This window comes from Streptomyces scabiei 87.22 (assembly GCF_000091305.1).
In the GTDB taxonomy this organism is placed as follows: domain Bacteria; phylum Actinomycetota; class Actinomycetes; order Streptomycetales; family Streptomycetaceae; genus Streptomyces; species Streptomyces scabiei.
In genome coordinates this window covers 3638174-3663815 of the sequence record NC_013929.1, presented here as the reverse complement: position 1 = coordinate 3663815, position 25642 = coordinate 3638174, and the positions used below count along the sequence as shown (strand labels likewise).

Sequence of the window (25642 nt, the reverse complement as noted above, 5' to 3'; positions counted from 1 at the left end):
CAACGCGGGCGGGGGCATGTCAACGTAGACGACCTTGCAAGAAACCCCAGGTCAGAGATGGTGATCGCTAGTGCCCATAGCGCCCGTGGACTCCGGTTTCTCCACCACCGTCGAAGCCCTGCGGCTGCGCGAGTGGCAGCTCGGCCCCGGCCAACCCACGCTCGTGATGGACCAGTTCTCCGCAGGGGACTTCCACCTGATTGTGGACGACCGTGCGGACGTGCACGTCAGCTCGAAGGACGGCCGCCTCAACCTCGGTTGGTTCCCGCTCGGCCGTTCCGGCACGGACGGCGAGGGATGGAAGATCGCTGTGTCCGGCACGGCCAAGGTGCGTGGCTACTGCCCGTCGTTCGACATCGAGACGCTGGCCCACATCGTCGCCGCCGCCGTGGCGCGTGTGCTGGAGACCTCACGTCGTGTACGACAGCCAAGCGCCCACGAGTAGTTCTCGCTCGAGTGGCCGGCCAGCTGTCGGGCCCCACCTTTCCACCGCTCACCGTTTCCCCTCACCCCAGGAGGCTGTTCGTGACGACCCCGGAGATGACCGTCGGTGATCTCATCGACCTGCTGTCCGCCTGCGACCGGGATGCTCCGGTCCGCCAGGCCATGAACCCCTTCTTTCCGATGGCGCACCGCCTGGCGCAGGTCGTGCAGTCCGTGGACGAGACCGGCCGGACCGTCGTCTACCTCGCCGAGGGGCGGGACGAGGGCGCACAGCTCGGCCATCTGCCGCCCGGGGTCGCCGTCGCCCTGACCTGGCAGGGCCCCGTCCAGGCTCCCCCACGCCGCCCCCGCCGCAGTGCCAGCGGCAACTAGACCCGCACCGACCCCTTGGAGGCGCCCCTGTACCCCGACTTCCCGCTCGACCCGTGCACTCCGCCCGGAGGCCAGCCCGCGTTCTGGGTCGGACCCCGGCACCTGGCCGGCGACGATAGGCGCCTCTACGAGACCGTCGCCGACACGCTCGCCGGACTGGGCTGGACGAGCCTGACGATCGTCCGCGGACGGCACGAGCCCGACGAGGAGCCGGAGGACCGCCAGGTCCTGCGCAGTACCGTCCTGCACATCAGCCCCGACACCCTCCGATGGGCCCAGTGGAGTCTGGCGGACGAGCCGTTCCACCTGGGAGACTTGCCGATCGCCTGGCAGATCTCCGCCCGCGCCGAGACGAGCACCCCGCTCGCTCAATGGTCGGCCTACTTCACCCCCGATGTCCCCGGCGAGGCCGTGGCCGACTTCCTCGTTGCGCTCGACGCCCGAGACCAGCCCGCCATGCCGCTCGCCGGCCACGAGTTGGTACTCGACGCCGTCGCCGCACACGGCTGGCTCCGCGACATCGACCAGCCCCACGCGGCAGCGACGGACCCGACGTTCACCTCGCACATCAGCCTCGGCGAGGTACCGCCCCTCATCCAGGACGCCGACCCGCGCGCCCTGACGACCGAGGCGGCCGACGAGGCGGGACCGGCCGGGTGGCAGGCATGGGCCGAGCCCGCACTCGGGGCACCCTGCCTGTGGGCGGCATCCTTCGGTTCCAGCGTCCCACACGACCTCGTGGCAGCCTTCGCCGCCTCGCTCAGCTCGACCGCACCGGTCCTGCGCCGGGTGCTGCCCGAGGCCACCCGGGAGCGACTGCTGCAGGCACCGGCCTAGCGACGGCACCCCTCAGCCCGAAGGAAGAAGCCCGGTCCTCCCGAACGGGGGCGCCGGGCTTCTGGCATTTCCCTCCGGGCTCGGGCGAGCCATCGAGGCGAAGGAGGGCGACCTGGGCGACGAGTGCACGATGTCAGGGCCTGCCCGGCGTCGGTGATCGCCTCCGCCCCACGGCAGGGAAGTGGGGTGAAGTGGGGTCTACTCGGTGTAGCGGTAGGGATTCCTCACGTGGTACGGCCAGCGTCTCAAGTGGGGCAAAGTGGCCGCGCTTTGGCGTAGTGGTGCCGCCCAACGTGTGGTACTCGGTGGCCGGTCGAAGTGGCGAGAAAGTGGCGAAGGTTTGGCGTAGCGGTGCCACATCCTGTGCGGCGGAATAGCCATATGTCTCGAACCGAAGAGAAGCAGCAGCCGGCCCTTGAACTCCGTTGCGGCGGAGTGCACATCATCATTCAACGCATTTCGACCTGGCTGGTGGCGGCCTTTGTCACAGCGATGGGGAGTGGACTCGCAGCATGGTTCACGTCCCGTTAAGAACTTGCCGGACCGTGCAGCGGGGAGAGCCGCACAGCACTGCTGCCCCCGACCATCTCTTGGTCGGGGGCAGCAGTGTGTCGGGGCCCGGTCAGCTGGCTGCCGTGGCCTTGGCGAGGGCCTTGTCGAGGTGGCGGTCGACAAGGGCCGGAGAGCCGGAGACGATCAGCAGCAGGCTGCCGGCGCGGATCGCGGTCTGCTTGACCACGGTCCTCCGTCCTCCGGTGGAGAACGTCAGGAGCTGGCTCCACTGCTCGGCACCGAGGTCGCGAGGTGCGGGCAGCTTCTGTGAGGCGATGTCGATTGGGGCGCCGCCCGCGACGACCTGATAGGTCGGGCAGCCGGTCATGGCGTCGAAGATTCGTCCGATGACCTTGGACAGCTTGGTCGCGCTGTCGCTGTAGAGCTCCTCCGAGACCTCTGTGGAACTGCCGCCGTAGGTGAAGGTGGCCTTCGCCCTGTGCGGGAAGGTGAGCGTGCCGCCGGTCGTCGTGTCGCCGCCCAGTTCGCTCAGGGCCGGGCAGCCGATGACAGTGACGTCGTTGTGCTGGGTGAGGCGCTCCGGCTTGCGCAGGTAGCCGCTGCCGAGGTCGCTCTGGTCGAGCAGGCGCGTCTCCAGCGCGGCCGACGTGAGCGGAGCAGTCTGCTGGGCGGCGTCGGTCGGCGACCCGGTACGGGCGGAGGCGGCGGTGTTGGGCTTGGTGCCGGTGGTGTCGGTGAAGCAGGCGGGCACGGCGAGGAGAGTGGTGGTGATGCCGAGGATGGTGATGGCGACGCGAACGCGCATGACGGAACTGACCCCTTGGTGCTAGGCGACGGGTGGTCAGTGGGGGCCTGCGGGGCCCGGTGGGGTCGTAGGAGTGGGGGTCAGTGCCCGAGGTGGCGCAGGCAATCCTCGAACGTGGCGTGCGTCGCGTCCGCCGGTCCGCGGTTCCGGTTGAACCAGGCGGTGTCGAGGCGGGATTCTTGCTGCTGGTGGCCGACCCGGCAGCGCAGCCAGATCTGGTCGCGGGTGGAGAGGATGAGCCAGTCCCGGTACGTGCCGCACTCGGAGCAGGCGACCATCTCGCCGTCGAGGACGAGCGGCTGCTTCCACGGCATCATGGTGCCGTCGACCTGGTCGTGGCTGGGTACCCGCAGCTCCGGCGGAAGGAAGTCGTCCACCACCGCGGTCGGCTCGATGTGTTCCGGCTCGGTCGGCGGCACTCCGATCCCGGGTGGGACCTGGGGCTGCAGCTGCGCCGACAGCTCGAAGAATCGGCGCTGTTCCTCGCTGGGCTCCTTGGCCCGGCGGCGTATTCGGTGAAACACCCTGGCGTCCTCCTGTGCCTCGTCCTGCTCGCTTCATGATCGTGCCTTACGCCCCTGGCGGTTTCAATTCACAAAGTCCACAGTCGCCTTCGGGCAGGCCATCAGGCGTTTTCCGCCTCCTGGGGGCGCGGATGATGAGTGGGAACGGCGCGTGTCTCCGAGCGGATGAGTGATGTCCCCTCGGCGTGCCCGAACACGTCACGTCGGCTTCGACCGCCCACTTCGCGTCGCCTGCTGGCTCGAGTCGCCGCACCTGCGCCCTTGCGTTCCTCCTGAGTGTGCGTGCGTAGAGCCCGTGACCCACAACGCGGGCCTGAACGCCGCCGGGGTCCGCTGTGGCGTACGGCCACGCTGTCGGTCGCGAGCGGGGCGGTGGTGGTGCGCCTGCTCCTAGTCGTGTGCTGAGGCTGCACCCCGGCTGGCAGGGCTCACCGGGTCTTGCCCGATGTCTCCTCCCCGCTGCGGCGGCGGCCGGGCGCGGAAGTCTGGGGGGCCGTCCTGCGCGTTGCGGACGGGACCCCAGCGGTGCCGCTCTCGGACCGGAACGAGGAGTCGGCGGGCAGATCGGCCGTCCGCCGCAGCCGCCATACCAGCACGTCGCTCACCGAGTCCGCGGTGTCGAGTTCGCGGTGCCCTGCGGCGTCGGACAGGATGGCGGCCGGGTCGTGGCCGGCGGCTTCGGCGTCCGCGATGGTCGCGGCCAGGGCGTACCAGCCGGGCTCGGCCAGGATCTGTTCGGCGAGTTGGGGCAGCGTTTCGCGCAACAGCATGGTCTGCCGCTGGAGTATCGGCCGGCTCAGACGTCGGCCTTGCTGGTAGAGCACGCCGAGTGGCTGGGCGGCGGCGGCCTGGTAGGCGGTGCGCAGGTGCTCGGCGGCCTGGGCGGCGGCTTCGGCCTGCTGGGCGTGGCCCATTCTCGCGTGCCAGTGGGCGGCGGCGGTGATGAGGAAGAACAGCATGTCGATCGCCATCGCGGTGGTGGCCCCGTCTTCTCCGCGGCCGAGGGCGGGCCCTCCGTGGACGAGTTCGCGGGCGGCCTGGCGCAGCGCGCGGTCGTGCCCGCGTACGGCGCGTACGTGGGAGCGGGAGGCTCGCTCGAACGCTGTTGCGGCGTCTTGCAGTTCGCGGCGGGTGTGTGCGGCGGAGGTCTTCGCGAGCGCGTCCAGGACTTCGCCGGCGGCGGCGATGTGTGCGGCGGCGACCGCGTCGTCGCCGTGCTCGACGATGAGCACGGCCTGCCACGCGGCCGATGCTGTACTGCGCCTGGCGGAGGCAGGGGCACCCGCTCCCGCACGGACCGTGTCCTCCTGCCGTGGGGTCGGATCGGTCCCGGTGTCGCCGGACCAGCGCTCCCGGATGCGGGGCAGCGACAGGTCGGGGGCCAAGCGCGCGCCGGGGTAGAACACCGGCTCGCCGTCCCTGTTCAGGTCGTCGGGCAGAGCGACCTTGTATCCGAGGAGGTCTCCGGACGGCGCGGCGCGCTTACGGATCAGGAGGCCGGCGGCGGCGAGCCGGTCGAAGAACTCCTCGTCACTCCTCGCACCGGACACCGCGCGCCGTACCGTCTCGCGCAGCTCCTCGCGGGCCGTGCGTTCGCGACCCTGGCGTTCGGCCTTGTGCCGTTCGGCACTGGTGGGCCGCTGTGCGGCGGTGCCGTCGCCGGGGGCGACCTGCCGGAGCCCGAGTTCTTTCTCGATGAGACGGGCTTCGGCCTGCGCCCGTTTACCGGATCGGTGGTGGTCGGGGCGTCGGCCGTCTTCGCGCACGAGGGTGGCAACGATGTGGATGTGGTCGTCAGCGTGCCGCACGGCGGCCCAGCGGCAGCCCGCGCCGTCGCGCGGGTCGATCCCTGTGGCGGCGACGATGCGACGCGCGATGTCCGCCCACTGATCGTCGGTGAGGATCGGGTCCTCGGGCGCAGCACGCACCGAGCAGTGCCACACGTGCTTTGCCGGGCGTTGATCCGCGGCAAGAAGATGGAGGGGCTGGTCGAGCAGCTGACCGAGATCCTTCTTGGTGGCTGTCGGATCGCGTCCGGGGTCAGGCGACATGCCGTCGAAGGAGGCGACGAGATGTGGATCGACGTGTTCCTCATGGGTTCCCTTGCCGTAGAGGTAGTACAGCAGGCCCAGGGTGTGACTGCCCTGCTTGTGGATCTGTGGAATCAAGGCGCCTCGTCTGCCTGCCGGTTGGCCACCTTGTCGGCAGCCATCCTCACCGCGTCGGCCGCTCGGCGGACGTCGGCCATCACCTGGGTCAACTGGGGAACGTCACCACCGGAGTTGAGGATCTTGGCGGCTTGATTGAGATTGCTGCCGGCCCAGCCGAGCTGCCGCCTCATCGCGAACAGTTCGGTGAGCACGTCGCGTTCGGTGGCGATGGCGACCGCGGTACGGGACCGGTCGCGGGCCATGGCCAGCCCGGAGTAGGCGAGGAACCCCGCCACGCTCATCCCGGCGGCGTCTGCTCCGCCTTGGATGAGGGCGAGTTCGGACGGGTTGAGGCGGACGCTGTGCGCGCGACGCTGCTTCTTGTCGCGCGGACGCGCTCGCACCTTCGGCCGCCCCTTGTGGGCGGCTTCTGGCTGTGATCCGCCCTCGGTCGCAGCCTTCCCGACTGGCGCCCCCGGGTGCCAGTCGGGCCCCGCCACCCCAGGGGCGGGGACGGGTTCGGACACTGCCCCATCGGGGGAGTGTCCGAACCTCCATCTTGCTCGCCCCGAGACTGAGTGGGAGTCGGGATCAGGTTCCTGGGTGGTGCCGTTCTTGGGTGCGTTCGTCATCGGGATTCGGGCCTCATCATGCGGGTGTCGTGCTGGATGGTCGCGGCCAGAACGACGGCGTCGGCCGGTCCCATGAGGACGCGGACGGGTCCGTCGGGCCGGTCCTGGACGAGCGACTGGCCGGTCGGAGCGAGGACGGCGGCGTGCAGGAGCCGCCGACGGACCAGGACATCGGCCCAGGCGATGGCCTCGGGGACGGTGGGCTCGGAAGAGCGAGTGGGACGCGGAATCACGGGGTGTCTCCTGGAGCGGGACGGTGGCCTGGCAAGGAGCCGGTCCACCCGTTGCGGATAGAGCGCTGAACTGGGGCTTTGCCGGTTCAGCCGCACTCGGGGCAGCGCCCGACATGGCTGTTGAGCGCCCGGGCCATCCGCTGCTTCGTCGAGGAAGCCTGTTTTGCGCTGGCCTTCGCCGCCGGCCTGCCCGCGTGCCGCTGGGAATGGGCAAGCATGAAGCCGATCTCCCGCTCGTACTCCGCACGGACGGTGTCGAACTGGTGGCAGGTCTTCATCGTGCAGTGCTCCTTGTCTTCGTGGTGTCGTCGCTCCGAAGTTCCTGGAGGACGAGGCTCAGCCGGTCGTTCCGGCCGCCCTTCAGACCCTCGCGGCGGAGGATCTCCCGCAGCTGGACCCGGGTGACGGACTCATTGCCGTCCCGTTCGAGCAGGGCGGGGACATGGGGGCGGACCTGCTGGACGAGCTGGTCCACCGACTGCTCCAGCTCACGTGGCGGGCGCTGTGCCTGCAGGGTGCGGGACCCGCCGCGCTTCCCCTTGTGCTTCGTCCTGGTCTTCGTGATCGACTTCCGTCGAAGGGGGACCTTGTGTCCCCGGTCCCCGGTGGGCTCGGTCCCCGTGTCGGTGTCGGTCGGTCCCCGGTCCCCGGTGGGCTCGGTCCCCGTGTCGGTGTCGGTCGGTCCCCGGTCCCCGGTGGGCTCGGTCCCCGTGTCGGTGTCGGTCGGTCCCCGGTCCCCGGTGGGCTCGGTCCCCGTGTCGGTGTCGGTCGGTCCCCGGTCCCCGGTGGGCTCGGTCCCCGACTCGGCGGCGCTCGGTCCCCGACGCGAATCAGGGCCCGGAGCAGCCACTTCTCCCGTCAGACGCTCGACCCCCACGCCTCGGGCATCACCCTGCTCGGCTTCCGGATTGGCGGGACCGGTCCCCGGGACCGGGCTTGCTTCTGGGGTCTCGGTCCCCACCCTGGTCCCCGTGTTCTCGCCTCCGGTCCCCGCGCCTGCCGACGCCTTTGAGCCCGCAACCTCGGGGACCGTTCCCCTCGGGGCGCTCGGTCCCCGGTCCCCGTCCGACTCGTGGGGACCGGCTACGGGGACCGGCGCCTTCGAGGCGACCGTGGCTGCCGTTGCGGTGTTGTGCACCGGGGACCAGGGCGACGGCAGCGGGACCGTGGCGAGCGCGAGGGCGTGCCGACGGGCGGCGAGCTGGTCGAGCAGCTGTGCCCGCTGGAGGGGGTCGGTGCCGACCGAGGCCCTGCCGAGCGCCTTCGACAGGCGCCGCGTCAGCCGCCGACCTCGACGGTTCCGCTGCTGCTCGGGTGTGCGCTCGGCGAGGCGGGCGGCGAGGGCGACCGCGCGGGTGGTGGCCCGGTCCCGGGTGATCTGCGCGGCGTCGCGGTCTCGCGCGGCGATGCCGAGGCGGGACAAGAGCCGCTCGCGTGCCTCCCGCCCCAGGACGGCGATCAGTCCGTGCGAGGCGGCACCCGGGGTGCGCAGGCGCAGCTCGATCCCCATGGCCAGGTGCCACAGCATCGCTGCCATGACCGGCCCGACGAAGGCCCTAACCGTGCCGCCGATGGGACCGCTCTCTGCATAGGCGGGGATCACCTGCACCGTCGTGATCACCCAGACCAGCGTGCCCGGCAGACCAGGAGCACCCTGGGTGGCCAGGTTCTGGCGTGCCATCAGCGCGGTCGCGAAGAGCGCCAGCTCGGCCGCGGCGAACATCCCGGCCCGCTCGGCGGTGCCGGCCATGTCGAGGAAGTCGGCGGCGAAGCGCCACGAGGTGTCGGCGCTGTAGGCGGTGCAGCCGAGGGCGGCAAGGGCGGCGACCTTGACCGCCGGACTGCCGAGACGTTTCTGCGGGCGGGTTCCGCGGCGCCGGATCGTCCAGGCGGCCAGCATCAGCAGGAGGACGGCGGGCACGCCGGCGGTGAGGAGGAGGGGGAGGTCCGGAGTGACACCGAGGGCCAGGGCGGGGTGGGTCATGCGGCCTTTCCGAGAGGGGTGTGGGCCGGAGTCGGCGCTACCGGGCGGACTGCGGGCTGCTGTGTGCCGGGTGCGGCGGGCGCGGGGCTGCCCGTTGACGGAGTGGTCTTCTTCCGCTTCTTCTTGGAGCGGGGCACGCCGTAGTTGCGGTCGCGGTCGAAGACCTTGTTGGCCGCTTGCCGGAGCAGATCGCGGGCGTGCTTGTGGCTGATCTGCAGGGCAGCGGCAAGCCGCTTGGGCCGCCAGCCCCGGACGTAGGCGTGGTCGATGACGACCTGCCGTTCAGCCTCGGTCAGGTGCACGTCGCGTCCCTGGAAGAAGGCGGTCACGCGCCGGTAGTCCAGGCGCCGGTGCAGTCCGTCGTGCAGCGGGCGCCGCTCGGCTTCGGTGAGGCCGCCCCAGACGCCCTCCTTGAGGACGTTCTCCAGGGCGAAGTCGAGGCACTTGCGGCGTACAGGGCACCAGCCGCACAGCTCCTTCGCCTCCGCGATCTCCTCGTGATCCCGAGGCCCGGGGAAGAACACGGCGTCGGCGTCCTCGACGTCCATGCCGTGGCACGCTCCGCGGGTGTGCCAGCTGGTGTCTCCGATGCCGCGCAGGCCGGTGGTCGGCGCGTCGTGGGTGGTGATGTGGCGCAAGGGGCTCTCCGATGTGCTGCCGCGTCTGCCGGCCGGGGCGGTGCTCGTCGGGTGCGGCGGCGGGTGCCGGCTGCGGCGCGCGGGCGTGCGCCGCAGCCGGGGCGGGTCGGTGGTGTTGGGGTGGCGGTGCATCGGAGGGGATGCACGCGCCGGATGCGCCGATCAGTCCACGGCGGGCTGCTGGGCCTGCTGGGCGATGGCGAGGTCGAGGCGGCCGGGATGCGGTGTGGCCCGCGGCGCGGTTCCGCGGGCCACACCGTCGGGGCCGGGTCGGCGGCGGCGACACGGCTCGCCGGGCCGGGCCAGGCACCACTCGCAGCGGACGCTCAGGGCGTCGGGCAGACCCTTCGCCACGGCGGAATCGCGGGTGGCACGGGCGGGCCGGTAGGGGGCGAGGGCAGCACGGGCGGCAGGCGGTATGCAGGAGCCGATCTCCCGCAACCTCGCCTCGAGCCTCGGGTCGATCCCGTCGCGACCGCTGGTGATCGCCCGGGCCTGCGAGGGCTGCGCGGTACCGGCGGCGACGGCGCGGCGGGTGCCGACCAGCTCGGCAGTCCAGGCTGCCTGGTCGTCCGGGTCGGCGGACGGTGTCGGGTCGGAGTGCCGGGCCAGGCGGTCGCGCCGGTAGCTCTCCCAGGGACGGGCTATGTCCGCGGGCAGGATCTGGTACGGCGAGGTGCGGATGTGCTGGCGGGCGGCGATGCGGGCGTCCCAGCCGTACGGGGTGGCCATCGGCACGTCGCCGAGCAGCTCGTGCCACTGGGCGAGCTGGTCGCGGGCCTCGCCCTGGTCGGTGCGGATGGTGCGGGGGTCGAGTCGGCCGATGTAGGCCAGCAGGGCGGCGATTTCGCGGCGGTCCACCGTCAGCCCTCCGTTCCGGTCGGCTCGTCGAGGGCGGCAAGCAGGGCGGCGGTGTGCGCCTGCGTCCGCGTCATGCCCCCCGGTACGGCGGTGTTCTTGCCGGGCACGGCGTAGAGGTTCGGTCGGCTGGGAGCGTGCTCCCGGGCGACCCAGGACCGCCAGTCGGCAGCCCAGGCGTCCGCCGCCCTCGGAGCATGGCCCGCCCGGTGTGCACGCCACTTCGCGTCGGCGGCCCGAAGGCCCTGCTCGCCGAGGCGATCGAGGTGTCCCTGCTGGCGGGCCCAGGTGTGGGTGGCGGAATCGACCTGCCACTCGGCAGCCGAGAGGACGGCAGCACCACTACTGCTGTACCTCCGGTTCAAATCAGGTTCACTACGGTTCTGTGTGCCGGTTTCCGGTACATCGCTGTGCCGGTTTCCGGCACGTCGAGGTGCCGGTTTCCGTCGGTACCTGCCGGATTCCGGTACTGCCGGTTTCCGGACCCTCGCGGGGGTTTCCGGCACCTCACGGGGCCGGATTCCGCACCGCCGCAGGGCCGAGATCCGGAGCGCTGGCGTGGCGTCGGGTCCCTCCGCCGGCGCCTGGTCGGCTTCCTCGTCCTCGGCGGTCTCTGCCATGGCGGCCTTGGCGGCGAGGGGGAGGCGGTAGACGGTGCTGCGCTGCGGGCCGGTGAGGTCGTCGAGCTGCTCCAGCTCACCGGCATGGACCAGGCGGTCGATGGCCTCGCGCACCGTGGAGACGGAAGCGCGCGTGCGCTTGGCCAGGCTCGACAGCGAGGCCCAGGAGACACACTGCTCGTCGGCCACCCGGTCGGCGATCGACAGCAGGACCAGACGCGCAGTCCCCCGGCTGGAACTGTGCTCCCACACCCACTCGCGGGCTTCGCTGCTCATCGGCCGCGCCCGATGAGCAGGCGGGGCCGGCGGCCCTCCGGGGCCGGGATGGTGCGTTCCGGCTCGGTGCGCTGAGGCGTCGAGGCGAAGGCGGCTGCCGCGCAGGCCAGGCGGAAGGGCCTTTTGCGCAGGGCAGAGCGCATGCAAGAATCTCCTTCGGTGTTGCCACGCTGAGACGCCCCGTGGAAGGGATCAGCGTGGTGATGGTGGCGATACCCGCCCTTGCCGGGGCGGTACATGCCGTGAAGCGTTCGGCGTCCGGGAGTTGCACCTCTCGGGCGCCGTCGCTGTTTGTGGGCCTACAAGGCCCGGGTTGCGCGCATGCTGCTGCTCCTCGCGTTCGTCGTGCCGGACGGGCTGCCCGGGGGACGACGAACATACGCACCACCCTGCGTCAAGATCCAGAGTTGGTTCTTAAACTCTGTAGAAGTCGCGCGGCCGAGCGCGACGCGGGGCAGGTCATCATGAGCGGTCCTCGTGCCTAGGGGTATGGCGAACGCCGCAGGGAGCGATGCGCTCTGCCGCCCTCCCAGCGTTGCAACACTTTGGTGTTGCCGCGGCTGGAACATACGCCGAAGTGATCCCTGTCTGTCAACACCATAGTGTTCTGTCTCGCGGGTTGGTCTCACATCATCACTGGAGTATCGTCGGGTCTTCAGGGTGTAGATGGGAGGAGGCGGGTGATGGTGGAGTCCAGTGGATCGGCGGAGGTGTCCTCGGGGTCGTCCGGCGGTCGGCGGCTGAGCCTCGCCGACAAGCTGAACCACCTCTTCGAAACGGTGAAGAACCCGGCGACGGGCAAGAGGTACACCAACGCGGAGGTATCTCGCGCGATCCGTGAGGCCGGCGAGGTGGACGGCCTCACCGTCTCGGAGAGCGCCATTTCGCAGCTACGCTCCGGAGTCAAGCCGAACCCGACCGTGAATACCGTCGAAGCGCTGGCGCGCCACTTCAATGTCACACCCCAATACTTCTTCCCTGACTTCGATGCCGAGGAGTCCGAGAAGATCCGGGCCTCCATGGAGCTGATCGCGGCCGTGGGTGACAGCAAGGTGCGAGGACTCGCGCTGCGAGCCAATGGACTCTCGGCCGACAGCCTCAAAATGATCACGACGGTAATTGAACAGGCGCGTCGCCTAGAGGGCCTTGATAAGCCTGATAATCCCTCAGTAACGTGACCTCCCTCACCCGTTATCCCGTTTTGGCGGATATGCCTTCAAGATCCTCTTGGTCACCCGGCGAGGCTGTGTAAAGCTCCGCTCGGGCGCGGGAAATCCTCGTGTGCCGGTGAGTAAGAGTCGAGTGAGAGTTGCGTACTGCGCTTACTCGGGGCCACAGCAAGGATCTCGTTCATGTTCAATCGGCGCTATGCGCGGAAAGAAGCGCAGCTGAGGCGACAGTGCGAGGAGCAACTGCAGGGAATCGAAATATCTGACCCCTACGCGGTGGATGAAATATGCCGCCAGCTGGCGGTCAGGCGTGGACGCCCGCTGCACCTCCACGAATTGCCCGACCTGGGTGGCGTCAACGCCCCGTGCGGTCTCATGATCTCCTTCGACAGCGGAGATCACATATTTCATGTGGCGGCGACAAGCGAGCGGCACCGCGCGCAAATAGTCCGCCACGAATTGGCGCACCTACTGCTCGGGCATGCAAGCGAGAACACGAGCGTCGTGCAGTCGCTCCTGTCGGTCATGCCCCAGGGCGTCGACCCCTCGGCCGTGATCACAGCGCTCGGACGGACCAGCTACGACAGTGAGACCGAGTACGACGCCGAGATGGCTGCCTCGTCCCTCGGTGAGCTGTTCGAGGAACTGGCCTACTCCGGCCGAGAGCCAGGGCGGCCAGGCGCCATGACCCGTCTTGAAGAAGCCCTCGTTCATCCCCGGAGGAACCGCCGCTCATGAACACCCCGACCCTCGTCGCCGGCTCCCTGTGGCTCGTGACCGTGTGGCGTCTGCCGTCCATCCGTCACTCCCACAAGCAACGGAGCCTTGCGCTGACGTTCGCGGCCCTGGCTGCGGCCATGACCTTCGAGGTGCCTGCCGTCAAAGCCGTCATCAGTCACACCGCTGGCGTCACCAGTCTTACTCCGCTGCTAAAGCACCTGCTCGGCGTTACCTCCGCGGCCTTCCTCCTGGACTTCATCGTCGCCGTCGTCCGCCCGCAGGGCCTGGCCCGCCGCACCAGGCTGGCAGCGATCGCGGTGACGCTCCCCCTCATGGTCCTTTTCTATGCAATGGCCAACTGGATGCCAGGTGGGCCAGTACGGGTCGGTGAGGGCGTGCGCGCTATCTATCCGGTTCTCTACACGGCGGTTTTCACGCTGTACATCGGCATCGCCATGTTCGTCGCCACCTGGCTTTTCCTCAGCGGCGTCCGGCACAGCCGCACCCTTCTGGGCAGGGCCGGCCTCGGCCTCATGGGGCTCGGCACGCTGCTCGGCAGCCTCTATGCCCTGCAGCGCGTCGGCTTCGTCACGCTGAACCTCACCACCGGAGTCCGGTATCCGACGCTGGAGTACCAGATCTCCACTGCACTCAAGCAGTTGGCGATTCTGTCGATCGCACTCGGCAGCTGCCTGCCGCCGCTCTCCGTGGCCGTGGAGTACGTCAGATCCTGGATCATGCTCAGGCGGCTCCAGCCTTTGTGGAAGCGCCTGGCAGACGCCGCTCCCCACGTGGTGCTCTCCACATCGGTTCCAAAGCGGCGTGTGGGATTCCGACTTGAACGATGCGTCATCGAAATCGAGGACGCATGCCTGGCGCTACGTGAATACGTGTCAGCAGATGTGCGCGAGCGGGCTCGCGCGCTTGCCTTCCAAAAAGGCGTAAGTGAGCAGGAAGTTGATGCTGTGTCAGAAGCCGCCTGGCTGCGCGTGGCCGCTAGCGCCGCTCGAACAGGAAAACAGCTTGAAGGTGTTGAGCACCCGCCCCTCGGCGTCACTGGAAGGGACCGGCCGAGTGAACTCGCGTGGCTCCACGCGGTATCCCGCGCCGACGCTTCTTCGCCCGTCGTAGCAGAATTCACCCGCCAGGAAGTCGCGCTTGCCTCCTTGTCGGCAGGTGGACCGGGAAAGGACTCCTCCCATGACAACTGACGTGTACCCCGCGGAGTCCAAACTGGCACGCCGCATCACCGACTGGCTTGAGCCGAAAAACTGGATTATCGCCGTCACGCTCCTGATCGGCTGGCACACGGCGCAATGGATCGGCGTCGCCTGGGGAGCGGTCGGCGCACTCTTCGCCGCCATTATCCCCATCACCTTCATCAAGTACGGCATTCGGAAGGGCCACTGGGGCGATCGACACGTCGGGGCCAAGCCTGCACGGCTGGTCGTCATGGCCGTCATCCTGCTCTCCGTGGCCATTGGAATCCTCCTCATGGCCGCCGCAGGCGCCCCGCGGACGATGACCGCCCTCATCGTGTCGATGCTGGTCACCCTGGCGATCCTCGCCGTGATCACGTTCGTCTGGAAGATCTCCGTGCACCAGGCCGTCTCGGCAGGTGCCTGCGCGATGCTCGTACAGACCTACGGTGCGTGGATGGCCCTCGGGTTCCTCCTGGTCGTCATCGTCGGGTGGTCCCGGGTCGAGCTGCTGGACCACACACGCAACCAGGTCATCGCGGGCACAATCCTCGGCACCATCGTGGCCGCGGCCGTGTTCCAGTTGGCACGCTGATCAGTCCGCCGCCGACCAGACGGCGGGCGATCGGCGCCCGCTACTCTCGGCGCCGTGACCCAGCAACGCTTCCCGGAGACCCTGCCGCACTGCGCCTGCATTACCACTTCGGCCACGCCCTGAGCGGGGACGCCCATGAGGAGACGGTTGAGCGCTGGCAGGTATACATTCGCTACGACGGTGACACCCACGATGCCGCTGGCCCAACCCACGGCGGGGCCAGCGTCGGGCACATGGTGTTCTACCGCATCCGCCTGACCCAGCGCATGAACGCGTACTGGGCGATGGAGGCGGAGAGCGAAGAACTGTACGAGCTGGCCCAGGCCCTTCTCGACCCCTCCATGGGCTACGTCACCCTGCCCGCAGGATTCCAGGACCTCTGCCTCCGGTGGCGGAGGTGAACCTCGTAGGGATTCGTTGGGACAGCGACACTCGGTGGCCCACCCCTGAGCGGACAGCTCGCATCAGCAGAGCATCAGTGGAGGATCCTCCTGGCTCCGGGGTCTTCATCGTCCTTCCTGAAGAGGGACACAACTTCGTCGATCGCGGCTCCCTGGCGCCAATCTCATGAGACGGCACAGCTAGCCGTGGGCGGCCGGGAGGGCTTCACGCGTCCGCCTCCCGCGTTGGGCGGGGACTCGCACCGCTCGGGTGCTGCGCGTGCTGTTGGTGACCGAGCCACCCGTCCGGCGGGCTCGGGCCTCGATCTCGATCGAGGCGTTGTGATCGGCGTCGTCCTCGTGTCCGCAGTGGACGCAGGAGAACAGCCGTCCGCTGCCTTCTCGGCTGTCGGTGTCGACCGTGCCGCAGGCGGCGCAGGTCTGGGAGGTGTGGAACGCCGGCACTGCAATGAGTTGGGAGCCGTAGAGTTCGCACTTGTAGGCGAGATGCCGTCGGCGCTCTCCTGAGGCGATGGCCTCGCCCACCTCGGTGAGAAGGGGAGCGTGCGCGTGTGTTCTGTCCCCCGGCCCGGCCGGTCTGAAGACTGCCCGCAGGCGAGCGGCACGCAGGGGGCTCGGGGGTGAAGGTCGGATACGAGGTACGGCCTACTGGGGGTTTGCCTGGGAATCAGTTGCAGGTCTGCGGCGGGGAGGATCCGGCGGACTGCGGAGGGGGCGAACCAGGCGACCGGCAGAGCGCTGTCAGCTAGGCGCCGTTGACCGGTGCCTGCCTCCGCGGGGGCGGAAGGTCACCTTGGATTCCTGCAGAATTCCACGGACGAATCCGTAGGAGCGACGGCTTTCCTCCATCAGATCGCGGATGCTTGCGCCTGCTTCGTATTTCTTCTTCATGTCGGCTGCTACCTGTTTCCGGGCGGCGCCCACTATCGGGCTTTTTGGCTTGAATTTCGAGTAGTCCATCGAATGTTCTCCTCTACTGTTGGCTTTCGGCGTGTTCTGGCGGGTAGGGCGGGCCATGGATTCGGTCATGCGGTGGCCCCTGTTTTCCCTGCCCGGCGGGGTGCGACTCCGAGGATCGCCGCGGTTGCGAGCATGAGGGCGATCACCATCGTAGGAAGGCCCGGGGCGAACCACTTGAGCAGTACGGAGATGTTGAAGACGAGGTGAGCGACCGCCAGCGGGAGGAAGCCTTGGTATCGGCGGTACAGCCAGATGCGGCTGGCGGTCAGGACGGCGAAGGCGAGGGCGGAAATGCCCATGTAGGCGTGAACGGCGACTTCCACGAGACAGATGGCGGTGTATATGTGCCACGTTGGGCGTCGGGCCTTCGCCAGCAGGGTGGCTGTCGCGGCCACGATCACCACGTCCTCGATGGCCACGGTGGCGATGAAGGCGAGTACACCTTCGGCCGGGCCGACGAGTCCGAGGGTGGAGCGCTGGTCGAGTCCCACGATCAGTGCGTTGTCGAAGCCAGCCGTTCGCAACAGCTGCTCGGACATGGTGACGAGGAAGCTCCCGGCCACGCACAAGAGGTAGAACCATGAGGTGATCCCCCACGTGCGGAGGCGTTGGTCACGGTCGGCGATGTCGAAGCCGCTAGACAGCCGGGCGCCGCTGGCTCGGCATACTTCGATGGCGAGCCATGCCAGCACGACTCCGTACACGGCGGTTCCTAGGTGCCGGGCGAGGGGGCTGGAGGCGGGCGTTGTCGTGTAGAGCCAGCTCAGGGTGCACGCGGCCACCGCGGTGCGCTGGGTGAGTAGCCTTCGTCGTGTGGCTCCTTCGTGGCCGACGGTGCGGGTGGTGACCATGGCGGCGAGTAGTAACGAGGCGGTCAGGGCCGCGCCGAACTGGACCCAGTCGGCGAAGCCGTGGGGCAGCCGTTGCGCGTCGCCGTGTCCGTCGAGTCGCGATGCCGCTGTGGCCAGGGAGGGCAGGCTCGCGAGCACCAGTAAGCCTGCTGCCCAGGCAAGGAGCTGGTTCTGGCTGACGGCGCGTTTCATGGGTGGGTTCTTCCTTCTGGGCGAGGAGGGCAGTACGTGGATGCCCGGCCGTGGCGGACCGGTGCGGGCGCTGCCCGAGCGGGCTCCGGTTGTGGGCGGGCCGGGTGCGGGGGATGAAGTGACGGTCAGGCTGTGGTTGTGGCGGGTACTGGTCGGAAGCCGTCGGATTCGGGTTGGGCCGTGGGGTGTTGCCCGTGGGTGCGGGCTGCCGGGTGGTGGCCGGGGGCCGGTGGTGTTTTGGTGAGGATGGCGGCGTACGCGTTGCAGCGTTCGCCGGAGGGCAGCCGGCGAACGCCGCCCGCCCGCCACTGCGCCGTCGGAACGAGATCCCCCGGCGCCGGGCTCCACGCGTTCAGCACGGCCTGGATCTCCTCCCGTGAGCGCGGCTGGTAGGCGATTCCGGTATCGGCGAACCTGGCCTGGAGCCCCCACATCGGTGCGGGCTCCATGTCCGCCGTGGCGTGGGTGACGGAGAGGGTGCTGCCTGGGGAGAGCCAGTCGTGCAGGCCGGTCATCGCCCGGGTCGCGGCAGTGGTGCTCAGCCAGGGGAGGACGTCGTGGACCAGAACGGCGATCGGCTCCGCCCGGTCGAGGAGGCTGAGTCCCGGGTGGTCGAGCACCTCGTTGATCCGGCGGAGGTCGGCCTGGACCACGGTGGTCTGGCTGCTGTCCGAAGCCAGACGGGCGTACCCGCAGACCATGGGGTCGTTGTCGAGGTAGACGACCCGGGCGCCGGCGTGGACGGCTCGCGCGGCTTCGTGGGTCAGCTCGGGGTCGTGGCGTCCATGTTTCCGGTTCCACCTGGAGGGCAGCCCGCAGCCCAGGTCCAGGAACTGGGTGATGCCGAGATCCTTCGCGAGGGCGGTGACGGCGTGGGACCGGTGGCGTTGGTTGATCTTCACCATGGCTGGGAGCCAGGGTGCCTCCGCTGTGAGGAGTCCGGCCAGGTTCCGGTCGGCCGCGAAGTGGTCGCATCCGCCCGTCAGGTAGTTGTCGATCCGGGAGGTCGCCGGGCATGTGAACCAGTTCGAGGGCAGGCCGGTGGGGGAGGCGTGCTCTGCCGGGCCGGCGGGTGGCGTCACCACGGGGCGGGGGTGAGGACGCGGCGGCCTTCGGCGAGGAGGAGCCTGGCGATCAGCAGGGCGTGGTCCGTCACCCGCCGCACCTCCTTGGTGGCGACGGTCTCGAAACTGAGCGGGGCGGGTGCTGGATCGGGGGGTGGCGAGGGCAGAGTCGATGCGTTGCGGGGGCCTTGGTCCGTACGATGCAGGCTGGCGGTGGTGGCAAATGTCGTGCGGTGGATGTCGACGATCACGTCACGGTCGAAGGCCACCATGACCGTGTGGTGGTCGGAGAGGCCCTTCATGTCGATGACTTCGGCGTTGATCACGGCGGGCAGGAGCATCCGGCTGGTGTAGATGCGGTCGACGCGGTGTGCCGGACCGTGGGTCGGGGAGGCGTCCACGGTCGGCGCGACCGCCCGCAGGCCCGGTCCGCCGGGCAGCAGTGCGGCGTGCCGGGCGGCATCCTCCAGTTCGGCGGCCAGCAGGGTCCGGTCGGCCAGGGAGTCCATCACCCGTAGGCCCGGGGCGGTTTCGTAGCTGCGGTGTGCCCGGTGCTGGGGGTCCTTGATGTCGGCGAGTTCGGGGACGGGAGTCTCGCCGGGGACGAGCCGCGGGGGATCGACGTAGCTGTTGCAGTCCTGGCCGATCGCCAGGACGGGCAGCTTGCGGTCGGCGGTGCCGGCGCCGGTCTTGCAGGGCTCGACGCGGTCGGCGAAGCGGGTGACGTCGCCCGCCTGGACCGCCCGCAGGTGGGGGGAGTTGTAGGACAGGCGGGTGCAGGCCGCCACAAGGTCGACGTCCTCGGTGCCGCGCAGCCGCAGCGTCATCGCGACCGGGGGCAGCGGCCAGGCCGGACATGCGGTCTCCCACACGGTCAGCTGCTCGAAGACCTCCTGGTCGTAGTACAGGGCGTCGGTGCCCAGTCCGGGGCCGAGTTCGCCGGCAAGACCGAGGATCCGCTGGGACTCGTTGAACAGCAAGCGCCCGGCCCCGGTGCGGGCGTGGCCCGGGTTCTCCTGGCGGCACAGCACTGCCGGGCGCAGGGCGGCCAGCCGCTGGTACATGGTCAGCCAGGTGTCGTAGTCGCTGCGGCCGTTGCGTTCGAAGTTGCAGCTGACGACCCGGATGATCTTGCGCGCTGTCATGATCGGGTTCCTCGGGGTTGACCGTGTTCGGGGTGCCGGATGGGTGGAGGGGGGTGACGGGGTGGACCGGATGCCGTCGTCGGGACGGTCTCGGGGACAGCTGCGGTTGTGTCAGAAGGTCATGTGATCGAGGACCGGCCGCAGGAAGAGTGGAGAGGTGAACTCGCGCCCGGGAGCGCCGTGTTGGATCCAGCCGAGGCTGCAGCCGATGGCGCGGGTGTGCTCCGGGGGCGGAACGGTGATGAAGCTGCCGGTGGTCAAGTAGCGGACCGGCCGGGGCCAAGGCGTGTTGTCGAAGTGGGCGGGGACGAAGAACCACCACTGGTCTTGGTCGGCCAGCACCGCTCCGATCGGCAGGGCGGGGAACCTCTGCAGGTGTTGGAGGACGAGTTCACCGTGCTGCTGGGTGACGCGTACGGCGTCGAAGGTGTCCCCGGCCGGTACGGCTCGTGGAGCGGGGCGGGGCAGCCAGGCGTCCTGGAAGACGCTGCTGGTCTGCGCGGGTGGCGCGGCCGGGGTGATTGCCGGATGAACGGCATGGGGGCGGGATGCGGTGAGGATGTTCACGAGGAGTTCCGGACAGGTCGAGGTGGGTAGCGGGCGGGGCGAGGTCCTGGTCGGCCGGGATGCGACGCCCGTTCCCTGGGGCGTCACGGTTGGCGAGGGATGCGAAGGACCGTGCCCTACGTGGCGGTTGAGGTGGCCGGTGAGGGTGTGAGGTGGGCGGGGAGTGTGGTGTGGCCGTGGGAGACGAAGGAGGGGAACGGGGTCAGTTCCGGGGCCGGCATGGTGAGGCGGAGGTCGGGGAAGCGGGTGAAGAGGGCGGGGAGGGCGATGGTGGCTTCGGCGCGGGCCAGGGGTGCGCCCAGGCAGTGGTGGACTCCGTGGCCGAAGGCGAGGTGTTTGCCCGGTTCGCGGGTGATGTCGAACTCGTGGGCGCGGGGACCGTGGGTGTCTGGGTCCCAGCCGACGGCGCCGAAGGTGGTGAGGATGGCTTCGCCCTGGATGATCGTCTCCTCGCCGAGGTCGATGGTGGTGGTGGCGAAGCGCAGGGGCAGGGAGGTGATGGGCGGTGCCCAGCGCAGGACTTCCTCGATGGCCTGTTTCCAGGGCACGGCCCCGTTGAGCAGCAGGTCGAGCTGGTCGGGGTGGTCGAGGAGGGCGGCGATGGCGTTGCCGATCAGGTTCACGGTGGTCTCGAAGCCGGCGCCCAGGGTGAGGATGAGGGTGTCGACGAGTTCCTGTTCGCTGAGCCGGTCGCCCTGGTCCCGGGCGGTGATCAGCGCGCTGGTGAGGTCGTTGCCGGGCTGTTCGCGTTTGCGGGCGAGCAGACGGGCCATGACGCTGCGGGTGTGGGTGAGGATCTGGCCGGCGATCTCGGGCGGCGTGGTGGTGTCCATGATCATGTCGACGAAGTGGGCTGCGTCGCCGCGTTCCTGTTCGGTGAGGCCGAACAGTTCGGAGATCACCAGCAGCGGCAGCGGGTAGGCGAACAGGATCCGCAGGTCGGCCGGCCGGCCGGGGAGGGAGGCGGCGCGGGTGGACAGGGAGTCGAGGAGGCTGGTGGTGATCTCCTCGATCCGGGGGAGCAGGTCCAGGGTGCGGCGGCCGGTGAAGGCGGGGGCGACGAGGTTGCGCAGGCGTCGGTGGTCCGGCCCGTAGGCGGTGAACATGTTGGTGACGCCGGTCCAGTTGTAGATCCAGTGGGCCTCGGGGTTCGCTTCGACCCACCCGGAGGTCCACAGCTCCCAGTGCCGCGGGTCTTTGCTGACCCGGTCGTCCAGGAGCAGGTCCCGCAGAACGGTGTGGCGGGTGATCGCCCAGGCGGGTATGCCGCCGGGCAGTTCTACGCGCACGGCGGGGCCGAGGGCGCGCAGGCGGGCGGCTTCTGCGGGGATATCGCGTCCGGCGGGGTCGATGACGTACGGAAGGGATTGCCGGGCCATGCTCGGTCTCCTGTCGTGGGAAGCGCGGTCAGGGGGGTGAAGGTTGCGGGGATGTGGCGGTAGGCGGTGTGGAAGGGGCCGATGCGCCGCTGCAGGTCCTCGCGGCGGCCGTCGAGTTCGAGGTCGGGCAGCCGGCTGGTGATCTCCTCGATGGCCGTGACGGCGATGAGGATCGCGGGGTCCTTGACGGGGCAGGCGTGCGGTCCGGCGGACCAGGCCAGGTGGGAGCCCTCGCCCGACAGCGGTGCGCCGGGGCCCTGGGGGTCGGCGTTGGCGGCGGCGAAGGAGACCATGACCAGGGAGTGGGCCGGGATGCTCAGGTTGTTGATCCGCACGTTGTGCCGTGGGTAGTGCGCCGCGTAGTTCGCCATCGGCGGCTCGTCGCGCAGGACGCGGTGGACCGCGTGGATAGGGGCGAGGGCGCCGTTGGTGACGCCGGCGTAGTACCGGTCGTCGGACAGCATGATCGCCAGGGCGTTCGCGATCAGGTTGGTCGTGGGTTCCTGCCCGGCGCCCACAGTGAGCACGACATGGTGGAGCACTTCCTCGGGGCTCAGCCCCGCGGAGTGGTCCATGATCCAGGAGGTGAGGTCATGGCCTCGCTCGCCGGTCTTGAGCGCGAGGAGCCGGCGCATGTACGCCTCGAACTCCGCGTTCGCCGCGGCGGCGTTCTCCCCTCCCTCGATGAGACCGGCCAGCGCGGTCACCAGGCGGGGAGCGGCGTGATCGGGCTGCCCGAACAGCCGGTTCATCACATAGGAGGGGATCGGCCGGGCGTACTGGGCGATCAGATCCGCGATCCCGGCGCCGGCGAATCGGCCGATCAGCAGAGCGGCGATCTCACGGACCAGGTCGCGAAGGTGGTGCGGCTGGATCCGGCCGAAAGAGTCGGTGATGACCCGCCGGTAGCGGGCGTGCCGCTCACCGTCGGCGAAGAGCGGGTTGGGGCGCGGGCCCAGCATGCCCAGGACGGGTGAGTCCTTCGGCAGATGGGACACCCACACGGTGGGGTCCTTGGACCAGGTCTGGGTGTCGCGCAGCAGCTGCAGGGCGAGCCGGTAGCCGATGACCAGGTGCCCGAACACCCCGGGGCTGATCTCGATGGGGGCGACGTCGCCGAAGTGCGCGCGCATGTGGGTGTAGTAGGCGTGCGGGTCCTGCGCGAAGCCGGGCTCGTATAGGCGGTAGGCGTGCGGCAGATACAGAGGTGCGGTCGTCGTCATGAGACAGGGTCCAGGCGGGCTCGGGCCAGGCATTGGCGGGCCAGGGTGATCAGTGCGTCCAGGCAGGACAGGCGGTCCAGGGCGTTGCACATCACCAGCGGTGTGGTGTCGGCGAGATCGAGGGCGCCGCGCAGGTCCGCTTCGGCGATGTCGGGTGTGTCGGGGAAGCGGTTGACCGCCACGGTGTAGGGCAGACCGGCCCGCTCGACGAGGTCCAGGAAGGGATGGCAGTCCTGTAATCGGCGTATGTCGACGAGGACCAGAACGCCCAGGGCGCCCTGGGAGAGGGCCGGCCACAGCGGGGTGATGAAGCGGGACTGCCCCGGGGCGCCGAACAGGTAGAGGATCACCTCGTCGTCGATGGTGCGACGTCCGAAGTCCAGTGCGACGGTGGTGGTCGACTTCTGCGGCGTGAGCGTGAGGCTGTCCGTTGCGATGCTGGAGGCCGTCATCACCGCCTCGGTACTGCGCGCCGTGATCTCTGAGACCGTGCGGATCAGCGTGGTCTTCCCGACGCCCAGCCCGCCGGCCACGACGAACTTCACCAGGTAGCGCACCTGCTCGTCCACGTACGCCGGACTGCCGGGCAGCCCTTCAACCGAACCTGTCCCTCTGGAGTCCAACGAGCACCCTTTCCAAGAGCGTGGTATCGACTTTTTCGGCCTCGGGAATGGGAGCGCGGGCCTCGACCAAGCCCGCGTCCACCAGACTGCAGGCGACCACGCACACGGCGTGGACGGTCAGCCGCAGGTGCGCGGAGACCTCGACGACGGTCAGCGATCCGGCGGCGAGCAGATGAAGCAGGTGCGTCTGGGGCGGATCCAGTCCCGCGGGCTCGTAGCCGCCGCACCGCTTGAGCCGCGTCAGCTCGCCGAAGGTGTTGCGGCGCGGCGCGCTGTGCCGGCTCGTCGCCACATACGCGGGCACCGTCCGCGGCCCCGGCGGGCGCGGGCTCACCGGTGCTCCCGGGCCGGGGAGTCGAAGGCTTTGGCACCGATCCTGCCGATCAGGTTGGCCATTTCGAAGGCCACGTTGCCGATGTCCGCCCTGGCCTCGGTCCACACGGCCAGGTTCGTGTGGTTCCCGGCCGCCATGACGATCAGGAACTGCCCCCCGACCTCCACCGTGATCTGATCCAGCGCGACCTCGGCGGTGTCCGGGAGCCGGTTGAGCGCCCGCACCGTCGCCAGCGCCGTACTGAACATTCCGCTGGCCATCGCCGCAGCGCCCGCCTGCGCGTCACCGTGCAGGTTGGTCGAGCCGCCGGCCTTGAGCCCGTCATCGGTGAAGAACATGGCCAGCTGCACACCGGGCACCTCCACCAGCCGCTCCGCCCAGCCCTTCAGATCCTGTTGCACCGGCGCCTTCATCGGACGGTCCCTTCCTCGGTCTCGGCGGGGACGGAATCACTCCGGCCCCGGATGGTGCCCCGCTGCAAGCTCGTGTAGAGGCCGCGGGTCTGTTCGGCATCACGCGCCGCCACCGCTGGCTCCGGGGCGAGGCCGGAGCCAGCGGTGTGGTCCGGCTGCTGGCGGCGGCGCCGCGGCAGTGACTTCGGACCGGCCGGGGCGCCGCCGGTTACTGCTTCGGGGGTCAGCGCGGACGGCTGCCTGCCGCCCACGGGGATCGGCGAGATCACCGACGGCCGCACGGCCGGCGCCATCGCCACTAGCAGCTCCTTGCCGATGTCGAGCACAGCTCGCACGCCGCCGTACTGGGACCTGCCGAACGTGACGCGCAGCGGGTAGTCCTGGATCAGCCGCCCGACCGCGGCCAGGCCGAGGCGGACCGGGTCACCCAGCTCGGTCAGTAGGACCCTGCGCCCGGAAAGCATGCGCTCGGCGAACTCCAGGTCGTCCTCGTGCAGTCCCACACCGGCGTCGTCGATGATCACGGCTGCCCCGGAGGACGTCTCGTGGATCTCGGTATGGACCGCGATGGTGCCGGAGGAGTAGAAGACCGCGTTCGCATGCAGCTCGGCCAGCACGATGGCCACGGGCTCAGCCGCTGCCCCGGTGATCCCGAAATTACGGTCCTCGGCCAGGCAGTTGACCGTCTCGATCCGCTCGAAGCCCTCGATTCGCGACTGCGCGGCCGTCACGATGTCGGACAGATGCGTATCCTGCCGCGTCAGCCCCGGCGTGTCCCCGCACACGATTCCCGCGGCCTGCCAGCGCCGTCGCGTGAACTCGTTCTGCCGGTCCAACGCCAGAACGAACTCTTGCACCCCCGCCTGGTGAAACCGGTCTTGCATGCCCTGCAGCAGTTCCTGCATCCGGATCGACGACGACCGCGCGGACTGTGCCGTCCACCGCACCACGCTCTGCGCCGCCAGATCGACACGTATCCGCTCCTCGCGCACGGCCGACGCCACAAGATCCAGGACCTGTCGGTGCCAGCCCTCTACCTCCGTGCCCCGCAGCCCTGCATCGGCCAACGGCGGCACCGGCACATGAGGATGGACCAGATGAGTGATCAGACCCGGGAGCCGCACAGTCACCAGGTGCCGCGTCTCTTCACGCACCGCCTGCACGTGCAGCTCATACGCGGTGCGAGCGTCCACGGCCCTCCTGGCCCGGCGGCGAGCGCTCATCACGAGCCACGAGCCCGCGCTGGTGGCCGAGACAGCGCCCGCAGCGGCGAACACCGCCAGCACGTCAGGAATCAGCATGAAAAACTCCGTAGTTCAGTCCAAGTTCAGGCCGCTGGCGACGGAGAGACCGGGGCAAGAGCAGCTTCGAGCCGCCCCAACAAGAAGCGGAGCAGATGCTTCCTGGGGCCGTCGCTGCATAACTGCTGGGCTCATCTCGCCGCACGAGAACAGTCGTGGTCCGACGAGAGGCCGGTAAAGGGGGCGGTTGCCGTCGTGCATCCTCCGGCAGACGGTCTCTTCTTGCGTTCCGCTCACGTTCTCCAGGAGGGAGTCCGCGAATGAACCGAAAGAGCTGCTGTGGAATGAGAAAGTGAGACGTGACGCCGCTACGGTGTGGCTGATACGAAGGTCTTATTCGCGGGTCAGCTGCCGTACTGCCTCGGTCGACGGACGGGCGTAAAAGTAAGTGGCGCCCACGGGTGTGTTTTTCTGTCGAGACCGTACTTCCGGGGAATGAAGAGAATCTAGCCGACAGAGTGAGAAGGGCCGGCGTCGCTGCGGAAGTTGGAACGAATGCGCAGCTTGCAGTCGGGGTATCTGTGAGGCGAAGGCAGACCGTCGAGGCGGCAGATGAGTGGGACACGGTGTTCTCCGGGCGAGCGCGCAGGCTTGTCGTCTTGCGTCATGTCCGCGACGTC

Annotated in this window: 31 protein-coding genes; 8 read left to right on the top strand and 23 right to left on the bottom strand. The window is 69.4% G+C overall.

Annotated features, from left to right (window positions below; translation table 11 throughout):
* Positions 1–70 precede the first annotated feature (70 nt).
* The 3 genes from SCAB_RS15335 to SCAB_RS15325 all read left to right on the top strand — a co-directional run bounded on the left by SCAB_RS15335 (position 71) and on the right by SCAB_RS15325 (position 1653).
* Positions 71–445 (top strand): DUF317 domain-containing protein, encoded by a 375-nt coding sequence (locus SCAB_RS15335; RefSeq protein ID WP_037729828.1) that lies wholly within the window; start codon positions 71–73, stop codon positions 443–445.
* A gap of 80 nt (positions 446–525) precedes the next feature.
* Positions 526–816 carry a hypothetical protein gene (locus SCAB_RS15330; RefSeq protein ID WP_037729826.1) on the top strand — a complete coding sequence of 97 codons (291 nt, stop codon included), beginning with the start codon at positions 526–528 and terminating at the stop codon, positions 814–816.
* 15 nt (positions 817–831) lie between these two features.
* The gene (locus tag SCAB_RS15325; RefSeq protein ID WP_013000990.1) at positions 832–1653 is read left to right on the top strand and encodes a DUF317 domain-containing protein; all 822 of its coding nucleotides are present in this window, start codon (positions 832–834) and stop codon (positions 1651–1653) included.
* 622 nt (positions 1654–2275) lie between these two features.
* On the opposite strand, the gene SCAB_RS15320 is transcribed toward SCAB_RS15325, so the two are convergent.
* The 11 genes from SCAB_RS15320 to SCAB_RS47290 all read right to left on the bottom strand — a co-directional run bounded on the left by SCAB_RS15320 (position 2276) and on the right by SCAB_RS47290 (position 11029).
* Positions 2276–2971 (bottom strand): hypothetical protein, encoded by a 696-nt coding sequence (locus SCAB_RS15320; RefSeq protein WP_013000989.1) that lies wholly within the window; start codon positions 2969–2971, stop codon positions 2276–2278.
* Between the two features lie 80 nt (positions 2972–3051).
* Positions 3052–3495 carry a hypothetical protein gene (locus tag SCAB_RS15315; protein ID WP_013000988.1) on the bottom strand — a complete coding sequence of 148 codons (444 nt, stop codon included), beginning with the start codon at positions 3493–3495 and terminating at the stop codon, positions 3052–3054.
* A gap of 428 nt (positions 3496–3923) precedes the next feature.
* Positions 3924–5663 carry a relaxase/mobilization nuclease domain-containing protein gene (locus SCAB_RS15310; RefSeq protein WP_013000987.1) on the bottom strand — a complete coding sequence of 580 codons (1740 nt, stop codon included), beginning with the start codon at positions 5661–5663 and terminating at the stop codon, positions 3924–3926.
* Positions 5660–6049: a plasmid mobilization protein gene (locus tag SCAB_RS47750; protein ID WP_013000986.1), complete on the bottom strand. Its 390-nt coding sequence runs from the start codon at positions 6047–6049 to the stop codon at positions 5660–5662. Before SCAB_RS47750 ends, SCAB_RS15310 begins: the two co-directional genes overlap by 4 nt.
* 224 nt (positions 6050–6273) lie before the next feature.
* Entirely contained in the window at positions 6274–6510 is a 237-nt protein-coding gene (locus SCAB_RS15300) for a hypothetical protein (protein WP_013000985.1), read from the bottom strand.
* Positions 6511–6596: 86 nt separating this feature from the next.
* Positions 6597–6788 carry a hypothetical protein gene (locus tag SCAB_RS15295; protein WP_013000984.1) on the bottom strand — a complete coding sequence of 64 codons (192 nt, stop codon included), beginning with the start codon at positions 6786–6788 and terminating at the stop codon, positions 6597–6599.
* Positions 6785–8494, bottom strand: a complete 1710-nt coding sequence (locus SCAB_RS15290; RefSeq protein ID WP_013000983.1) for a collagen-like domain-containing protein — start codon at positions 8492–8494, stop codon at positions 6785–6787. Before SCAB_RS15290 ends, SCAB_RS15295 begins: the two co-directional genes overlap by 4 nt.
* Entirely contained in the window at positions 8491–9132 is a 642-nt protein-coding gene (locus SCAB_RS15285; RefSeq protein ID WP_037729902.1) for a WhiB family transcriptional regulator, read from the bottom strand. The genes SCAB_RS15290 and SCAB_RS15285 overlap by 4 nt, the downstream gene beginning before the upstream one ends.
* A 162-nt stretch (positions 9133–9294) precedes the next feature.
* Positions 9295–9993, bottom strand: a complete 699-nt coding sequence (locus SCAB_RS15280; RefSeq protein WP_013000981.1) for a zinc finger domain-containing protein — start codon at positions 9991–9993, stop codon at positions 9295–9297.
* Positions 9994–9995: 2 nt separating this feature from the next.
* On the bottom strand, positions 9996–10886 hold the full coding sequence (locus SCAB_RS15275; RefSeq protein WP_013000980.1) for a helix-turn-helix domain-containing protein: 891 nt from the start codon (positions 10884–10886) through the stop codon (positions 9996–9998).
* Positions 10883–11029 (bottom strand): hypothetical protein, encoded by a 147-nt coding sequence (locus tag SCAB_RS47290; protein WP_158512235.1) that lies wholly within the window; start codon positions 11027–11029, stop codon positions 10883–10885. The genes SCAB_RS15275 and SCAB_RS47290 overlap by 4 nt, the downstream gene beginning before the upstream one ends.
* A 540-nt stretch (positions 11030–11569) precedes the next feature.
* On the opposite strand from SCAB_RS47290, the gene SCAB_RS15270 reads away from it, so the two are divergent.
* From SCAB_RS15270 to SCAB_RS47285, 5 genes are all read left to right on the top strand, one after another.
* Entirely contained in the window at positions 11570–12064 is a 495-nt protein-coding gene (locus tag SCAB_RS15270) for a helix-turn-helix domain-containing protein (RefSeq protein ID WP_046773755.1), read from the top strand.
* A 174-nt stretch (positions 12065–12238) separates the two neighbouring features.
* On the top strand, positions 12239–12793 hold the full coding sequence (locus SCAB_RS15265; RefSeq protein ID WP_013000978.1) for a hypothetical protein: 555 nt from the start codon (positions 12239–12241) through the stop codon (positions 12791–12793).
* Positions 12790–13986, top strand: a complete 1197-nt coding sequence (locus SCAB_RS15260) for an MAB_1171c family putative transporter (RefSeq protein WP_013000977.1) — start codon at positions 12790–12792, stop codon at positions 13984–13986. The genes SCAB_RS15265 and SCAB_RS15260 overlap by 4 nt, the downstream gene beginning before the upstream one ends.
* The gene (locus SCAB_RS15255) at positions 13976–14569 is read left to right on the top strand and encodes a phosphatase PAP2 family protein (RefSeq protein WP_037729819.1); all 594 of its coding nucleotides are present in this window, start codon (positions 13976–13978) and stop codon (positions 14567–14569) included. The genes SCAB_RS15260 and SCAB_RS15255 overlap by 11 nt, the downstream gene beginning before the upstream one ends.
* 233 nt (positions 14570–14802) lie before the next feature.
* Positions 14803–14970 carry a hypothetical protein gene (locus tag SCAB_RS47285; RefSeq protein WP_158512234.1) on the top strand — a complete coding sequence of 56 codons (168 nt, stop codon included), beginning with the start codon at positions 14803–14805 and terminating at the stop codon, positions 14968–14970.
* A 180-nt stretch (positions 14971–15150) separates the two neighbouring features.
* Here the strand turns inward: SCAB_RS47285 and SCAB_RS15250 are convergent, their stop codons facing one another.
* From SCAB_RS15250 to SCAB_RS15200, 12 genes are all read right to left on the bottom strand, one after another.
* On the bottom strand, positions 15151–15495 hold the full coding sequence (locus SCAB_RS15250) for a zinc ribbon domain-containing protein (protein WP_013000975.1): 345 nt from the start codon (positions 15493–15495) through the stop codon (positions 15151–15153).
* Between the two features lie 216 nt (positions 15496–15711).
* Positions 15712–15930, bottom strand: coding sequence for a helix-turn-helix domain-containing protein (locus SCAB_RS44855; RefSeq protein WP_078580112.1), 219 nt, complete (start codon positions 15928–15930; stop codon positions 15712–15714).
* A 65-nt stretch (positions 15931–15995) separates the two neighbouring features.
* On the bottom strand, positions 15996–16973 hold the full coding sequence (locus tag SCAB_RS15245; protein WP_013000974.1) for a hypothetical protein: 978 nt from the start codon (positions 16971–16973) through the stop codon (positions 15996–15998).
* A 125-nt stretch (positions 16974–17098) separates the two neighbouring features.
* Positions 17099–18058, bottom strand: coding sequence for an SAM-dependent methyltransferase (locus SCAB_RS15240; RefSeq protein WP_049875715.1), 960 nt, complete (start codon positions 18056–18058; stop codon positions 17099–17101).
* Positions 18052–19182, bottom strand: coding sequence for a hypothetical protein (locus SCAB_RS15235; protein ID WP_013000972.1), 1131 nt, complete (start codon positions 19180–19182; stop codon positions 18052–18054). Before SCAB_RS15235 ends, SCAB_RS15240 begins: the two co-directional genes overlap by 7 nt.
* Positions 19183–19293: 111 nt before the next feature.
* Positions 19294–19749, bottom strand: coding sequence for a hypothetical protein (locus SCAB_RS43745; protein WP_013000971.1), 456 nt, complete (start codon positions 19747–19749; stop codon positions 19294–19296).
* Between the two features lie 116 nt (positions 19750–19865).
* Complete coding sequence (locus SCAB_RS15225) at positions 19866–21128, bottom strand: cytochrome P450 family protein (RefSeq protein WP_013000970.1); 1263 nt, start codon at positions 21126–21128, stop codon at positions 19866–19868.
* A complete protein-coding gene (locus SCAB_RS15220) occupies positions 21029–22351 on the bottom strand; it encodes a cytochrome P450 (RefSeq protein ID WP_013000969.1) in 1323 nt (440 codons plus the stop codon). The genes SCAB_RS15225 and SCAB_RS15220 overlap by 100 nt, the downstream gene beginning before the upstream one ends.
* On the bottom strand, positions 22348–22974 hold the full coding sequence (locus tag SCAB_RS15215) for a GTP-binding protein (RefSeq protein ID WP_013000968.1): 627 nt from the start codon (positions 22972–22974) through the stop codon (positions 22348–22350). Before SCAB_RS15215 ends, SCAB_RS15220 begins: the two co-directional genes overlap by 4 nt.
* Positions 22946–23266 carry a DUF742 domain-containing protein gene (locus SCAB_RS15210; protein ID WP_231885015.1) on the bottom strand — a complete coding sequence of 107 codons (321 nt, stop codon included), beginning with the start codon at positions 23264–23266 and terminating at the stop codon, positions 22946–22948. Before SCAB_RS15210 ends, SCAB_RS15215 begins: the two co-directional genes overlap by 29 nt.
* Before the next feature lie 38 nt (positions 23267–23304).
* Positions 23305–23721: a roadblock/LC7 domain-containing protein gene (locus SCAB_RS43740; RefSeq protein ID WP_013000966.1), complete on the bottom strand. Its 417-nt coding sequence runs from the start codon at positions 23719–23721 to the stop codon at positions 23305–23307.
* Positions 23718–25022, bottom strand: coding sequence for a sensor histidine kinase (locus tag SCAB_RS15200; RefSeq protein ID WP_013000965.1), 1305 nt, complete (start codon positions 25020–25022; stop codon positions 23718–23720). Before SCAB_RS15200 ends, SCAB_RS43740 begins: the two co-directional genes overlap by 4 nt.
* Between the last annotated feature and the right edge of the window lie 620 nt (positions 25023–25642).